This window comes from Methylobacterium oryzisoli (assembly GCF_046557895.1).
GTDB lineage: Bacteria > Pseudomonadota > Alphaproteobacteria > Rhizobiales > Beijerinckiaceae > Methylobacterium > Methylobacterium oryzisoli.
The window spans coordinates 85,272-99,766 of record NZ_JBKIBX010000010.1 but is presented as its reverse complement, the minus strand read 5'-3'; the positions used below and the strand labels follow the sequence as shown (position 1 = coordinate 99,766).

The window sequence follows — 14,495 nt, the reverse complement described above, 5'->3', positions numbered from 1 at the left end:
CCTGACCGTGCCGCTCGCCCGGGCGGCCGCGCATGGCTGAGGAGGTCGATCACGAGAGCAAGACCGAGGCCGCCACCGAACGGCGGATCCGGGACGCGATCGAGAAGGGCGACGTGCCGTTCTCGCGCGAGGCGCCGATCCTCGCCTCGGTCGTCGGGCTCCTGATCGTCCTCACGCTGTTCGTGCGCGGGCGCGCGGCGGACCTGGCGCGGGATCTCGCGCCCCTGTTCGACCATCCGCGCGGCTTCGCGCTGGAGAACGGGCAGGACGCGATGCTGCTGCTGCAGGGGGTGGCGGTGGCCACCGGGCGCTTCCTGCTCCCCGTCGTGCTGGTCCTGGCGGTCTGCGGGCTCTCGGCCTCGGTGTTTCAGAACCTGCCGCGGTTCGTGGGCGAGCGCATCCGCCCGCAATGGTCGCGGGTCTCGCCGCTCGCCGGCTGGAAGCGGGTCTTCGGGCGCCAGGGCCAGGTCGAGTTCCTGAAAGCGCTCTTTAAGTTCCTCGCGATCAGTGTGGTTTCCCTGCTGCTGCTGCGCTCAGAGCAGCACAAGGTCGTGAACGCCATGTCCGTCGATCCCAGCCAGGTTCCGGAACTCATCCTGACGCTGGCGATCCGCCTCGTCTCCGCGGTCTGCATCGCCACGATCGTGCTGGTCGCCGCCGATCTGATCTGGGCGCGCCTGCGCTGGCAGCGGTCGCTGCGGATGTCGCGCCAGGAGATCAAGGACGAGCACAAGCAGATCGAGGGCGACCCCATGGTCAAGGCCCGCCTGCGCTCGCTCGCCCAGGACCGCACCCGCAAGCGCATGCTGGCCGCGGTGCCCCGCGCCACCGTGGTGATCGCCAACCCGACGCACTTCGCCGTGGCGCTGCGCTACGAGCGCGACGAGAGCCCCGCCCCCCTGGTGGTCGCCAAGGGGCAGGACCTCATCGCCCTCAAGATCCGCGAGATCGCCGAGGCCAACGGCATCCCGGTGATCGAAGACAAGCCTCTGGCAAGATCGCTGTACGACGCTGTCGAAGTCGACCGGACGATCCCGGCGGAGTTCTACCGCGCCGTGGCTCAGATCCTGTTCTACCTGTTCGCGAGGTCGCGATGATGGCGTACGCCCACGAGCCGACGGCCGGGTTCCCGGCGCCCGCCGACCTGCTGGCCGCGGCCGAGCATGTGTTCGCGAGCGAGATCCGCGACTTCATCGCCGAGTTCTGCCTGCTCGACGGCAGCGTGCTGATCGGCTGGGTGCGCGACGACCGGCACGCCAACATCGCCGACCTCGTCTCCTCCTCGGCCGAGCTCTTCTTCAAGGAAGCGACCCTCACCTACGGCGCCGCGGCCGACGTGAGCTTCTCCTGGGGCCGCTCGCCCACGGTGGTCCTCGACATGGAGTTCGGCACCGAGGCCGTGACGGTCTTCTTCAAGCTCGTCCTCGACGGGCTCTACGTCGGGGTCGCCATCGACCGGATCCTCGGCGCGACCGAGCCCTCCCTCGACCTCGACCGCTTCGCCGTCGCGCTCTCGACCGCCCGGGTCGGGCGGGCCTGAGGCGGATCGCGGTAACCCGCGATTCACCCTGACCGGCCCCGGGCTGGACCGCCCCGGCCCCGGCGGCGTTGAGTGGGCGATCCGTCCCCGCGCCGAGGAGCCATCATGCAGGACTTGTCCCGCGCCACGCCCGTGACGATCCGGCTGGGGCCGCGCACGATCACCGGCACCGTCCGGGCGGTCGGCGAGGCGCTGCACTGGCCCGCGGCGGCCGACGCGCCCTCGCGCCGGCTGCGCCACGTGGTGCTCGATCTCGGAGAGGCGGGCGCCCCGGTCGAGCTCTGGCTGGCCGAGGAGGATCCCGCCCTCAGCCCTCCCCCATCACGGTCTTGAGCAGGTCGAGGATGTCGTCGCCGCGGCAGGGCCGGGCGATGAACTGCGCGCCCGGCGGCATCCGGGCGGGATCGGGCTGGGCGCGGCCCGACACGATCACGGTCGGCAGGCCCGGGCGCAGATGGGCGGCCGTGCGGGCGAGGTCGAACCCGTCCGTCTTGCCCGACAGCTCCACGTCCGTGATGAGCGCGACGATGTCGCGGCGGGTCTCCAGCAGGCTCACGGCCCGCTCGGCCGAGGCGGATTGCAGCGCCTCGAAGCCCGCCGCATCGAGGACGTCGCTCAGATCCATGATGGTCAGCGCCTCGTCCTCGACCACCAGCACGACGGGTCGCTCGCCCACTCCGCCTCCGGTCTCATTCCCCACGATGACGTCCTCCATACGCGCGGCCCGTCCGGGTGCCGCCCGAGGGGCGAACCATGCGGAGGGCTGGACTGATCTTGCGCCGATCCCCGGCCCCGAGCCGTGCGCCGGCCGATGATCGAAACGAGAAACGGCCGGCTCCGGTTTCCTCGGAGCGCCGCCGTGCCGCCGCCGAAGCGGACGACCTTGCCGACCCAGTTTGGGCAGACCCGCCGGGTTGTCCACCCCGCGCAAGGCCTGCGGCCTCCCCCTGACGGGACCTCTGCGGCCTTCCTGCCACAGGCCCGCGCCCGGCCGCGCCGCGGCCCGCGCGGTTGCGCTTGCGCCCGGCCCCGCGCCCCGCTAGAGGACGGCCTCCCCCCGATGCGGCCGCGACGCCGCGTCGGCGACGGGTCCGGAGAGGTGGCCGAGTGGTTGAAGGCGCACGCCTGGAACGCGTGTATACGGGCAACCGTATCGAGGGTTCGAATCCCTCTCTCTCCGCCATCTGACTCCGAACGGCCGTTCCACTCGCTCAGACCGATAGCCGGATCGCTGCCCGTTCGAGATCGCGGCGCGCCGGCGACGCGCCGGTGAGTGGTGAGCGACTGTTCCATCCCGGTCCAAGCCGACATCCCGCGCCGTCGTCGCTCCCGGATCCTGGCACAACCCCATCCTCCGCCCGCAGGACATTCCGGAACGGTGAGGCCGGACCGATCGAGAGCGCGGACAGCAGGGCACGATCGCCAGCGGAACCGGAGCGCGCCGCCCGGCACGGTAGAACTGGCCGCCAGTGGTGCCGCCCAACGAAAAACCCCGGCCGCGGGGGCGGCCGGGGTTCCGATCGAGACTCGCGGTGAGCCTCACCGGGTTACTCGTTGCGCTGGCCCACCAGCGACAGCAGGAACTGGAACATGTTGATGAAGTCCAGGTACAGCGTCAGCGCGCCGAACACGGACACCTTGGCGGCGGCCTCCTGGTCGAGGTTGCCGTACAGGTACATCTCCTTGAGCTTCTGCGTGTCGTAGGCGGTGAGGCCCGCGAAGATCAGCACGCCGATCACCGAGATGGCGAATTGCAGCGCGCTCGACGCCAGGAAGATGTTCACCAGGCTCGCGATGACGAGGCCGATCAGGCCCATCACCAGGAACGAGCCCATCCCCGACAGGCTGCGCGAGGTGGTGTAGCCGTAGAGGCTGAGGCCACCGAACGCAGCCGCGGTGATGAAGAACACCTGCACCACGCTCGCGCCGGTGTAGCGCAGGAGCAGCGTGGAGAGCGAGGCGCCCATCACCGCCGCGAAGGCCAGGAAGGTCGTGCGCGCGCTGGCGGCCGACATCCGGTCCATGCGGAAGGAGAACACGAAGATGAAGGCGAGCGGCGCGAGCGCCACCACCCACATCAGGGGCGTGGTGTAGAGCGTGGCGCCGAACTGCGTCAGGTACGACCCGCCAAGGCGGATGACCTGGCCGGCGGAATTGCGCGCCGCCTCGGCCTGGACGGCGGTCGTGGCGAGCTTGTTGACGCCGAGCGCGACCAGCGCCGAGACGGCGAGGCCGAGCACCATGTTGTTGTAGACGCCGAGCATGAAGGCGCGCAGGCCCTGGTCGACCTCGACTTGGCCGCGGGCGTAGCCCGTGGGGGCTCCGTAACCGCTCGCGCCGCCCTGCCGGAACGGGCTGTTTTCGAATGCCATGGGAGATTCCTTCGGAAGCTCTCTAGCGTGGGGGTTCCTGTGCGAGGCTCACGCGACCCTCGGACGCCGCAACGGCAGCGTCATGGCGGGAATATGAGAGCCTGGGCGCGCGGGCACAAGGCCCGGCCGCGGCAAAGCCGGGCCGGAAGATCGTTCCGTCGCAAGGTCCATCCGCCGCAGGCTGTACGCGGGATTAAATCCTCACAGATTTCGTAGGTAGGGCGCCGGCTTCTGACCGAGGATCCTCCACGTCCCCGCGAGGCCGAGTCCCACCGCGACCAGAACCGCCAGCACGGCCGCCAGCACCGCCCCCGAGAGGTCGAGCACGAAATCGACCCGCATGACCTTGGTGACGATGACCCAGGCGGCGAGCGCGCCCGCGCCGAGGCCGAAGAGCGCGGTGGCGAGGCCGAGCACGCCGTATTCGAGCGTGTAGGCCCCGAGCAGCCGGGCGCGGGTGGCGCCCAGCGTCTTGAGCACCACGGCGTCGTAGAGCCGCGCGCGGTGGCCGGCCGCCAGCGCGCCCGCGAGCACGAACAGGCTCGTGACCAGCGCCACCCCGCTCGCGCCCCGGATGGCGAAGACGAGCTTGCCCACGATGTCGTTCACCGCGTCGAGGGCGTCCTTCACCCGCACGCTGGTGACCGACGGAAAGGCTCGGGCGGCCTCGCGCAGGATCCGGGCCTCCAGGGCGGGGTCCGGTCCCTCGGGCAGGGTCAGCGTCGCGAGGTCGGCGTGCGGCGCCCCCCGGAAGGTGCCGGGGGAAAAAACCATCACGAAGTTGATGCCGAGCGAGCGCCACTCGACGTGGCGCAGGTTGGCGATCCTCACGGTGAGCGAGCGCCCCAGCACGTTGACCGTCACCGTGTCGCCGACCTTGAGGCCGAGCGCCCGGCCGAGCTGGTCGTCGAAGGAGACGAGCGGGGTCCTGGCCTCCTCGGGCGTCCACCACGTCCCTTGGGTGATCCGCGAGCCGTCCGGCAGGTCCTCCGCGTAGGTGATGCCGCGGTCGCCGTCGAGCACCCAGGCGGCCTCCTCGGGCGCCTTGATCTCGCTCGCCGGCACGCCGTTGAGCGCGGTGAGCCGCCCGCGCATCATCGGCACGCGCTCGATCTTGGCGCGCGGCGCGGCCGCGCCGAGGAACTGGTCGAAGGCCGCCGCGTCCCGGCTCGGGATGTCGAGGAAGAAGAGGCTTGGCGCGCGGGCCGGCAGCGAGCGGGTGAGCGTGCGCGTCAGGCTGGCGTCGATCAGGCTCAGCGTCACGAGGAGCGTGATGCCGAGTCCGAGCGAGAGCACGATCGAGGGCGTGAGCGCGCCCGGCCGGTGCAGGTTGGCGAGCGCGAGGCGGGGCGCCGTACGGGCGGGCCGCGGCAGGCGCCGGGCGAGCGCCATCAGGCCGAGGCCCACCCCGCGCAGCAGCGCGAAGGCGAGGCCGGCCGCGAGCACGAAGACCAGCGCCACCTTCCGGTCGAAGGCGGTCAGCAGCGCGAGGCCGACGAGGCCCGCGAGCGCGAGGCCGAGCACCGCGAGGTAGCGCGGCCGAGGCCAGCGCCGGACCGGATCGACCGCGTCGCGAAACAGCCCCGAGACGGCGACGTCGTGGGCGCGCCCGAGCGGCCCGATCGCGAAGGCGAGCGCCGTGAGGAGGCCGTAGAGCGCCGCGACCGCGAGTTCGCCCGGCGCGAGGCGCGGGCTCAGCGGCACCGGCAGCACCGACCCGAAGGCCGCCTCGATCCCGAAGGGCAGCGCCGCCCCGGCGAGAAGGCCGAGCGCGATGCCGAGGCCGGCGATCAGCATCACCTGGGTGAGGTAGAGCCCGACCACTTGGCCCCCCGGCGCGCCGAGGCTCTTGAGGGTCGCGATCGAGGGCCGCTTGCGCTCGACGAAGGCCCGCACGGCATTCGCCACGCCCACGCCCCCGACCATCAGGGCGGTGAGGCCGACGAGGGTGAGGAACTGCGTGAAGCGCTCGACGCTGCGCGAGAAGCGCGGGTCGGCGTTGAGGCGCGAGCGCACCTCCCATCCGGCCTCGGGCAGCGTGCGGCGGGCCTGCGCCATCACCTGCTCGATGCGCGCGTCCGACGGGTCGGCGAGTTGCACCCGGTAGATCCAGCGGTTGAGGCTGCCGGGCTGGATCAGCCCGGAGGCCCGCAGCGCCCCCTCGGAGGTGAGCAGGCGCGGGCCGAAGCCGATGCCGTTGGCGATCTTGTCGGGCTCGTTGGTGAGCACGGCCCGCAGCACGATCGTGGCGGACCCGACCGTGATCCTGTCGCCCACCTTGAGGTCGAGCCGGGCGAACAAGGCCGGATCGGCCGCCGCCCCGAAGGCGCCGTCGCGCTCGGCGAGGAGATCCTGCATCGGCAGGGCCGGTTCGGTGCCGAGCTCGCCCAGCACCGGGTAATCCGCTCCCACCGCCTTCAGCTCGACCAGGGCGGCGCCCTTCTCGCCCGCCACCGCCATCGCGCGGGTGAAGGCCACCACCGAGACCCGCCCCTGCCCGGCGAGGAAGTCCCGCTCGGCCGGCGCGGCCTCGCGGTGGATCAGGCTGAAGGCGAGGTCGCCGCCCAGGATGCGCCGCCCCTCGCGGGCGAGCCCCTCGGTGAGCGAGCGCGAGATCGAGGAGACGCCCGCGATCGCCGTGACGCCGATGGCGATGCAGGCGAGGAAGACCGCGAAGCCGCGCAGGCCCCCGCGCAGTTCGCGCAGGGCCAGGCGCAGCGTCAGCGGCAGGCGGAACCCGCGGGCGGGGCGCCGGCCGGGGCCGCTCAGGGGGGGCAGGCTGCCGTGCATGATCCGTCCCTCAGGCCAGGGCCGCCGCCTCGATCAGCCCCGAGCGGAGCCGGACCGTGCGGTCGCACAGGCGCGCGAGGCCGGGATCGTGGGTGACGAGGACCAGCGTCGCGCCGCGGTCGCGCTTGAGAGCGAAGAGGAGGTCGACGATCTGGCCGCCGGTCGCCTCGTCGAGGTTGCCGGTGGGCTCGTCGGCGACGAGGATCGCCGGGTCGGGGGCCACCGCGCGGGCGATGGCCACGCGCTGCTGCTCGCCGCCCGAGAGCTGCGCCGGGTAGTGGTGGAGCCGGTGCCCGAGGCCGACCGCGGCGAGTTCCCGCTCCGCCCGCTCGTGCGCGTCCGGCAGGTCGGCGAGTTCGAGCGGGAGCGCCACGTTCTCCAGCGCCGTCATGGTCGGCACGAGGTGGAAGGACTGGAAGACGATGCCGATGCGCCGGCCGCGGAAGCGCGCCAGCGCATCCTCGTCGAGGCCCGCGAGGTCGGTGCCGTCCACCACCACCCGGCCCGCATCGGGGCGCTCCAGTCCGGCCATGGTCATCAGAAGCGTCGATTTGCCCGAGCCCGAGGGGCCGACGAGCCCCACCGCCTCGCCGGCCGCGACCGCGAGCGAGATGCCCTTCAGGATGTGCACCCGCGCCGCCCCGCGCCCTAGGCTGAGGTCGACGCCGTCGAGGGCGATGGCAGGGGTGGGGGCCGCTGCGGTGGCCTTGTCGGTCATGGGCATGAGGCCGATCTGTGGGGCGTCGGGTAACGCGCCGGAGGTGGACGAGGTGGGACGCAAGCACGATCGCGGGACCACCCGCCCGTCCGATATGGTCGGCCGGCGCCCGCTCCGCCAGGATTCCGGCCAGGATCTAGCCCGCCTCCGTGGCCGCCTCGCGACGATCCTGTGTCTGTGTGTTTCCGTGATGATGCTGGTCTCCCACCCCTCCGCCGCCGCCGAGCGGGCGCTGCGCCTCGTGGCGTTGGGCGACAGCCTCACGGCCGGCTACGGCCTGCCGGCCGGGGCGGCCTTCCCGGGCGTGCTGGAGCGCGCCCTGAAGGAGAAGGGCTTCGCTGTGGCGATCATCAACGCGGGCGTGTCGGGCGACACCGCGACCGGCGGGCTCGACCGGGTGGACTGGTCGGTGCCCGAGGGGACCGACGGGGTCATCCTCGAACTCGGGGCCAACGACATGCTGCGCGGCACCGACCCGGCCGTGACCGAAAAGGCGCTGGAGGGCATCATCACCCGCCTGAAGGAGCGCGGCATCGCGGTGATGCTCGCCGGCATGAAGGCCGCGCGCAATCTCGGTCCCGACTACGTGGCGCGCTTCGACGCCATCCACCCGCGGCTCGCCGAGCGCCACGGCCTCGTGCTGTATCCCTTCTTCCTGGAGGGGGTGGCCACCGATCCGGCCCTCTCGCTGCCGGACGGGCTGCACCCGACCGCAAAGGGCGTCGAGCGGATCGTCGCGGGCATCCTGCCCGCCGTCGAGACCTTCCTGACGCGCCTGCGCAAGGCCCCGTGAATCCGCCATGCCGCGCCTCTTCACCGGCCTCGAAGTGCCTCCGGACGTCGCGGAGGCCCTCTCGCGCCGCCGCGGCGGCCTGCCGGGCGCGCGTTGGATCGAGGCCGCGGACTACCACATCACCCTGCGCTTCATCGGCGACGTGGACGGCGGCGTGGCCGAGGAGATCACGCAGGCCCTCGCCGAGACCCGCCCGCGTCCGCCCCTCGCGCTGACCCTCGACGCGCTCGCGAGCTTCGGCGGCGAACGGCCGCATGCCCTCTACGCCCGGGTGGTGCCGAGCCCCGACCTCGACGACCTCCGGGGCGAGCAGGAGCGCCTGCTGCGCCGCATCGGCCTGGCCCCCGACACGAGGCGCTTCACGCCGCACGTGACCCTGGCGCGGCTGCGCCGGGAGGCGACGCCCGCCCTGGTGGCGCAGTACCTCTCCGAGCAGGCGCCGTTCGCGGCCGTGACCTTCCAGGCGGAGCGGGTGGCGCTCTACTCGGCGCGGGTCTCGGTCGGCGGCGGACCCTACGTGGTCGAGGCCGCCTATCCCCTGTCGTGAGATCGCGGCGCCCTTGCGCGCCGGCGCGGCGGCACGACAGTCATCCCCCGACCGACTTTCCTCGGACGGGCTTGTTTCCCTCCAGGTGGCCTCTCCGGTCGTATCGTCGCCCGGCCTGACGCAATGAATCTGACGCTCATGACGCCAAATGAGCAAAAATCTCTCACGTCTATCCTTGAAAAAGCCTGCGGATACGGCGGTTATCGCCTAGGCGGTCGGGAACCATGCGTTAAAACTTGTCACTTACCGAGAGGAAGTGAGTCGCTTCGAGCCCGGCCGGATATCCGGTGCCGTGGAACGCGGGCGACGAGAGCGGTGCCGGGGCAGGCATGGTCGATCCTGATCACGATCGCGGCGCGGGCCATGTCCCGGCCGAATTGAGGGCTCTCAACGCCACGCTCGCGAGCGCCGTCTTCGCGCCCGACGGCCGCATCCTGCGGGCCAACAACCGGCTCCTGCGCTGGTTCGGCTACGAACTGGGCGAGATCGTCCGCCGATCGCACGCGGATCTGTGCCATCCCGACGACCGGGACCGCGAGGAGGCCGGCCGCTTCTGGGCGGCGCTGCTCGGCGGCCGCCGCTGCACGGTGTCGTGCCGGCGCCTGCGGGCCGACGGCACCGAGATCTGGCTGCGCGCGAGCTACGCGCCGCTCGCCGGACCGGACGGCATCGTCGAGGAGATCGTGATGCTCGCGTCCGACATCACCGGCGCGCAGCGGGAGGAGGCGGCCGATCGCGTGCAGATCGCGGCGATCAACGCCTCGCAGGCGGTGATCCACTTCTCCCTCGACGGCACGATCCTCGACGCGAATCCCCTGTTCCTGACGGTGACGGGCTACGCGCGCGGCGAGGTGGTGGGCCGGCATCACCGGATGTTCCTCGATCCCGCCGAGAGCGAGAGCGCCGCCTACCGGGCCTTCTGGGCCCGCCTTGCGCAAGGGGAGTACCAGGCCGGCGAGTTCAGGCGCCTGGCCAGGGACGGGCGCGAGATCTGGCTCCAGGCGACCTACACGCCGGTGCTCGATCCGGCCGGCCGGCCGTTCAAGGTGATCAAGTTCGCCACCGACGTCACGGCCGAGCGCCTGCGCCAGGCGGCCTACCAGTGGCAGGTCGCCGCGATCCACAAGTCCCACTGCATCCTGACGCTCGACATGCACGGCGTCATCGTGGAGGCCAACGACCGCTTCCTGGAGGCCATGGGCTACCGGATGGAGGAGATCGAGGGGCGCCATCACCGGATCCTCGTCGAGCCCTCCGCCGCGCATGGCGCGGACTACGCCGCGTTCTGGCGGGCGCTGACGCAGGGCCGCCCTCGCGCCGGGGACTACCGGTGCGTCGGCCGCGGCGGCCGGGAGGTCTGGCTGCAGGCCAGCTACAATCCGATCTTCGACATGAGCGGGCGGCCGATCCGGATCATGGCCTACGCGGTCCCGATCACCGACGAGAAGCTGCGGCAGGCCGAGCAGCAGGGGCAGATCGCCGCCATCCACAAGGCGCAGTGCGTGATCGCCTTCTCGCTCGACGGAACGATCCTCGATGCCAACGACAACTTCCTGCGCGCGACGGGCTACCGGCTCGCCGACCTGCGCGGGCGCCACCACAGCCTGTTCGTCGAGCCGGACCATGCCGGCAGCGCCGCGTACGGGACGTTCTGGGAGAACCTCGCGGCCGGGCAGTATCAGGCGGGCGAGTTCAAGCGCCTCGCCAAGGACGGACGCGAGATCTGGCTGCAGGCCAGCTACAACCCGATCCTCGACATGAACGGGCGGCCGACCAAGATCGTCACCTACGCCACCGACGTGACGCGGGAAAAACTGCGGCAGGCCGACCACGAAGCCCAGATCGCGGCGATCCGCAAGTCGCAAGGGGTGGTGCTGCTCGGGCTCGACGGGACGATCCTCGATGTCAATGCCGGCTTCCTGGCCACGCTCGGCTATCGTCTCGACGAGATCTGCGGCCGGCATCACCGGGTGCTGGTCGAGCCGGCCCTGGCGGGCAGCGCGGCCTACGCGGCGTTCTGGGACACCCTGCGCGCGGGCGCCTACGTGAGCGGCATGTACAAGCGCCTGGGGCGGGACGGGCGCGAGATCTGGATCCGGGCTTCCTACAACCCGATCCTCGACCCCGAGGGCCGGCCCACCAAGGTGATCAAGTTCGCCACCGACGTGACCGCGGACGTCGCCATGGCGGAAGCCTACGAGGACGCGAAGCGCCAGGCCCAGCACGACGCCGCCACGGCGCTCCCCAACCGGGTGCGGCTCGCGAGCTTCCTCGCCGCGATGCTCGCCCCGCCGGCGGCACGCCTCGCCGTGCTCTACCTCGATCTCGACCGCTTCAAGCCCGTCAACGACACCTACGGCCACCCTGTCGGCGACCGCGTCCTCGGTGAGATCGCCGACCGGCTGCGGCGGATGCTGCGCCCCGACCAGATCGTGGCGCGGGTCGGCGGCGACGAGTTCGTGGTGGCCGCCCCCGATCTCGCCGACCACGAGATCGAGGCCTTCTGCCAGCACATCCTCGGGCTCGTGGCGCAGCCGGTGCGGTGCGAGGACACCGAGATCCGGGTGGACGTCTCGATCGGCGTCGCGGTGTCGCCGCTCGACGGCACGACGCCGGACGATCTCCTGCGCAGCGCCGACACCGCGCTCCTGCGCGCCAAGCAGGAGGGCCGGGGCACCTACGGCTTCTTCGCCGCCGAGATGAACGACCGGCTCGTCGCCCACCGGGCGCTCACGGACGACATGCGGCGCGGGCTCGCGGCCGGCGAGTTCTTCCTCGAGTATCAGCCGCGGTTCGACACGCGCCGGCAGACGATACGGAGCGTGGAGGCGCTCGTGCGCTGGTCCCACCCGGAGCGCGGGCGCATCGGCCCGGCCGAGTTCATCCCCCTGGCCGAGCGCAGCGGCCTGATCGTGGCCCTCGGCGGCTGGGTCATGCGCACCGCCTGCGCGGCCGCGGCGGCGTGGCCCGGCATCGGCGTGTCGGTGAACGTGTCGCCGATCCAGTTCCGCGACGACGGCCTGGTGGACGTCGTCGCGCAGGCCCTCGCGGCGGCCAGTCTCGCCCCGGAGCGGCTGGAGATCGAGATCACCGAGGGCGTGCTCCTGGAGGATGCCGACCGCGCGCGCCGCCTGCTCGACGGGCTCAAGGCGCTCGGCGTCAAGCTCGCGATGGACGATTTCGGCACCGGCTATTCCAGCCTGATCTACCTGCGCAGCTTCCCCTTCGACGCCATCAAGATCGACCGCCGGTTCGTCGCAGACATCGAGCGCCACGAGAGCGGGCGGGCCGTGGTGCAGGCCATCCTCGCCTTGGGGCGCGCGCTCGGCCTCTCGGTGACGGCGGAGGGCGTCGAGACGATCGGCCAACTCACGGCGCTGACGGTCGACCAATGCAACGAGGTGCAGGGCTTCCTGCTCGCCAAGCCGATGCCGGCCGGCCACATCTCGGCGATGCTGTCGCAGGCGGGCGCGAAGCCGGCGAACGGCGCGGCCGGCCAGGGACCGCAACCGCCGGTGCGGGCGGCCTGACCCGCCCGCGCCCGCCCGTCACAGCCGCCGCAGGGCCACGCTCTCGATGCGGTGGCTCGCGCCCTTGGCCAGAATCAGGCTCGCGCGCTGGCGCGTCGGCACGATATTTTCGCGCAGGTTCGCGAGGTTGATGCGCGACCACAGCCCGTCCGCGATGGCGATGGCCTCGTCCTCGTTCACCTCGGCGTATTTGCGGAAGTAGGAGAGCGGATCGCGGAAGGCGGTGTGGCGCAGGCGCAGGAAGCGGTTGACGTACCAGCGGTGCAGGTCGTCCTCGTGCGCGTCGAGATAGACCGAAAAATCGAAATAGTCGGAGACGAACGGGATCGCGGTGCCGTCGCGCGGCAGGCGCGCGGGCTGCAGCACGTTGAGCCCCTCGACGATCAGGATGTCGGGGCGGTCCACCACCGTGGTCTCGCCCGGCACCACGTCGTAGACGAGGTGGGAGTAGAGCGGGGCCGCCACGTGGCGCTTGCCCGCCTTGATGTCGGCGAGGAAGCGCAGCAGCGTCGGGGTGTCGTAGCTCTCGGGAAAGCCCTTGCGCTCCATCAGGCCGAGGCGCGCGAGTTCGGCGTTCGGCAAAAGGAACCCGTCCGTGGTGACGAGGTCCACCTTCGGGGTGTTGGGCCAGCGCGCGAGCAGCGCCTTCAGCACGCGGGCGGTGGTGGACTTGCCCACCGCCACCGAGCCCGCGACGCCGATGATGTAGGGCACCTTGCCCTCGCGCTCGGCGAGCAGGAAGCGCTGCGTCGCCTTGAACAGCCCCTGCGTCGCCGCGACGTAGAGCGAGAGCAGCCGCGACAGCGGCAGGTAGATGGCGACGACCTCCTCGAGCGAGATCGGGTCGTTGAGGGATTGGAGGCGCAGCACCTCGTCGGCGGTCAGCGTCAGCGGCGTGTCGGCGCGCAGGTGCGCCCATTCCTCGCGGGAGAAAACCCGGTAGGGCGACAGGTGATCGGTGGCCTCGTCGAGGCTCGCCGCCAGTTCCGCCTGCGGCCGGGTCGGCAGCGCCGGGCGCTCGTTCACGGCTTCCTCCGCCCGGCCTTCTCGGCGAGCCCGCCCTGGGCCGTGCGCCGCTCCAGCTCCGCCATCACGTCCTCCAGCGCCACCCCGCTTCCCGCCAGCACCACCAGGAGATGATAGAGCACATCGGCGGCTTCCGACACGAGGCCGGCGCGGTCGCCCTGCACGGCGGCGATGGCAGCCTCCACGGCCTCCTCGCCGAGCTTCTTGGCCGGCTTGCCCGGACCGGCGGCGATCAGCTTGGCCGTGTAGGATTCCTCCGGCGAGGCCGCGGCGCGGGTTCGCACGATCCGGTCGAGGTCGGCGAGGCTGAAACGGGTCATGGCGTCCGGGCGGGCCGAGGAGGGATGCTGCACCGAGCCTTGGGCGCCCGGCCGCTCCGGGTCAAGCACCGGGTGATCGCGGATCCAGCCGCATCGCGAGGCCGGCCGCCGCCATGTGCGCCTTGGCCTCGCCCACCGTCGCTTCGCCGAAGTGGAAGATGGAGGCGGCGAGCACCGCGCTCGCGTGGCCCTGCGCCACCCCGGCCACGAGGTCGTCGAGCCCGCCGACGCCGCCGGAGGCGATCACCGGCACCGTGACCGCATCGGCGATGGCCCGGGTGAGGCCGAGATCGTAGCCCGATCGCATCCCGTCCCGGTCCATCGAGGTGACGAGGAGTTCCCCCGCCCCGCGCGCCGTCACGGTGCGGGCGAAATCGACCGCGTCGAGGCCGGTGGCCCGGCGCCCGCCATGGGTGAAGATCTCCCAACGCGGCGTCTCGCCCTCGGCCGAGACGCGCTTGGCGTCGATCGCCACGACGACGCACTGGCTGCCGAACTTTTCCGCGGCCTGCGCCACGAAATCCGGGTTGCTCACCGCCGCGGTGTTGATCGAGGCCTTGTCGGCCCCGGCCAGCAGCAGCGCCCGGATGTCCTCGACGGTCCGCACGCCCCCTCCCACCGTGAGGGGCATGAAGCAGGCCTCCGCCGTGCGGCTCACCACGTCGAGCAGGATGCCGCGGGCCTCGTGGCTCGCCGTGATGTCGAGGAAGCAGAGTTCGTCCGCCCCGGCCGCGTCGTAGGCCTTGGCCGCCTCGACGGGATCGCCCGCATCGCGCAGGGCCAGGAACTGGACGCCCTTGACGACGCGGCCGTCCTTGACGTCGAGGCAGGGGATGACGCGGGTCTTGAGCACGGGGCC

General features: G+C 71.9%; 13 protein-coding genes and 1 tRNA gene. 7 read left to right on the top strand and 7 right to left on the bottom strand.

Going from position 1 to position 14,495, the window contains the following annotated elements:
* Positions 1-32 precede the first annotated feature (32 nt).
* From flhB to ACKUB9_RS12230, 3 genes are all read left to right on the top strand, one after another.
* The gene (gene flhB / locus ACKUB9_RS12240; protein ID WP_407522258.1) at positions 33-1,097 is read left to right on the top strand and encodes a flagellar biosynthesis protein FlhB; all 1,065 of its coding nucleotides are present in this window, start codon (positions 33-35) and stop codon (positions 1,095-1,097) included.
* Positions 1,094-1,540, top strand: coding sequence for a BspJ family T4SS effector nucleomodulin (locus ACKUB9_RS12235; RefSeq protein ID WP_407522256.1), 447 nt, complete (start codon positions 1,094-1,096; stop codon positions 1,538-1,540). Before flhB ends, ACKUB9_RS12235 begins: the two co-directional genes overlap by 4 nt.
* 105 nt (positions 1,541-1,645) lie before the next feature.
* Complete coding sequence (locus ACKUB9_RS12230; RefSeq protein ID WP_407522254.1) at positions 1,646-1,873, top strand: hypothetical protein; 228 nt, start codon at positions 1,646-1,648, stop codon at positions 1,871-1,873.
* Here ACKUB9_RS12230 and ACKUB9_RS12225 read toward each other — a convergent pair.
* A complete protein-coding gene (locus ACKUB9_RS12225) occupies positions 1,848-2,255 on the bottom strand; it encodes a response regulator (protein WP_407522252.1) in 408 nt (135 codons plus the stop codon). The two genes, ACKUB9_RS12230 and ACKUB9_RS12225, sit on opposite strands and share 26 nt — an antisense overlap.
* 378 nt (positions 2,256-2,633) lie before the next feature.
* Between ACKUB9_RS12225 and ACKUB9_RS12220 the strand changes: the two genes are divergently transcribed.
* Positions 2,634-2,723: transfer RNA gene (locus ACKUB9_RS12220), tRNA-Ser, on the top strand.
* Between the two features lie 364 nt (positions 2,724-3,087).
* On the opposite strand, the gene ACKUB9_RS12215 is transcribed toward ACKUB9_RS12220, so the two are convergent.
* From ACKUB9_RS12215 to ACKUB9_RS12205, 3 genes are all read right to left on the bottom strand, one after another.
* On the bottom strand, positions 3,088-3,912 hold the full coding sequence (locus tag ACKUB9_RS12215) for a Bax inhibitor-1/YccA family protein (RefSeq protein WP_407522250.1): 825 nt from the start codon (positions 3,910-3,912) through the stop codon (positions 3,088-3,090).
* Positions 3,913-4,113: 201 nt separating this feature from the next.
* Positions 4,114-6,702, bottom strand: a complete 2,589-nt coding sequence (locus ACKUB9_RS12210; protein WP_407522248.1) for an ABC transporter permease — start codon at positions 6,700-6,702, stop codon at positions 4,114-4,116.
* 10 nt (positions 6,703-6,712) lie between these two features.
* Positions 6,713-7,420 (bottom strand): ABC transporter ATP-binding protein, encoded by a 708-nt coding sequence (locus tag ACKUB9_RS12205; protein ID WP_407522437.1) that lies wholly within the window; start codon positions 7,418-7,420, stop codon positions 6,713-6,715.
* A gap of 190 nt (positions 7,421-7,610) precedes the next feature.
* Between ACKUB9_RS12205 and ACKUB9_RS12200 the strand changes: the two genes are divergently transcribed.
* The 3 genes from ACKUB9_RS12200 to ACKUB9_RS12190 all read left to right on the top strand — a co-directional run bounded on the left by ACKUB9_RS12200 (position 7,611) and on the right by ACKUB9_RS12190 (position 12,290).
* The gene (locus ACKUB9_RS12200; protein WP_407522246.1) at positions 7,611-8,213 is read left to right on the top strand and encodes an arylesterase; all 603 of its coding nucleotides are present in this window, start codon (positions 7,611-7,613) and stop codon (positions 8,211-8,213) included.
* Positions 8,214-8,220: 7 nt separating this feature from the next.
* Positions 8,221-8,760 carry an RNA 2',3'-cyclic phosphodiesterase gene (thpR, locus tag ACKUB9_RS12195; RefSeq protein ID WP_407522244.1) on the top strand — a complete coding sequence of 180 codons (540 nt, stop codon included), beginning with the start codon at positions 8,221-8,223 and terminating at the stop codon, positions 8,758-8,760.
* A gap of 287 nt (positions 8,761-9,047) precedes the next feature.
* Positions 9,048-12,290 carry a PAS domain-containing protein gene (locus ACKUB9_RS12190; protein ID WP_407522242.1) on the top strand — a complete coding sequence of 1,081 codons (3,243 nt, stop codon included), beginning with the start codon at positions 9,048-9,050 and terminating at the stop codon, positions 12,288-12,290.
* 18 nt (positions 12,291-12,308) lie between these two features.
* Here the strand turns inward: ACKUB9_RS12190 and coaA are convergent, their stop codons facing one another.
* The 3 genes from coaA to hisF all read right to left on the bottom strand — a co-directional run bounded on the left by coaA (position 12,309) and on the right by hisF (position 14,489).
* A complete protein-coding gene (gene coaA / locus ACKUB9_RS12185; RefSeq protein ID WP_407522435.1) occupies positions 12,309-13,298 on the bottom strand; it encodes a type I pantothenate kinase in 990 nt (329 codons plus the stop codon).
* A 14-nt stretch (positions 13,299-13,312) separates the two neighbouring features.
* Positions 13,313-13,636 carry a phosphoribosyl-ATP diphosphatase gene (locus ACKUB9_RS12180; protein WP_407522240.1) on the bottom strand — a complete coding sequence of 108 codons (324 nt, stop codon included), beginning with the start codon at positions 13,634-13,636 and terminating at the stop codon, positions 13,313-13,315.
* A gap of 61 nt (positions 13,637-13,697) precedes the next feature.
* On the bottom strand, positions 13,698-14,489 hold the full coding sequence (hisF, locus tag ACKUB9_RS12175) for an imidazole glycerol phosphate synthase subunit HisF (RefSeq protein ID WP_407522238.1): 792 nt from the start codon (positions 14,487-14,489) through the stop codon (positions 13,698-13,700).
* Between the last annotated feature and the right edge of the window lie 6 nt (positions 14,490-14,495).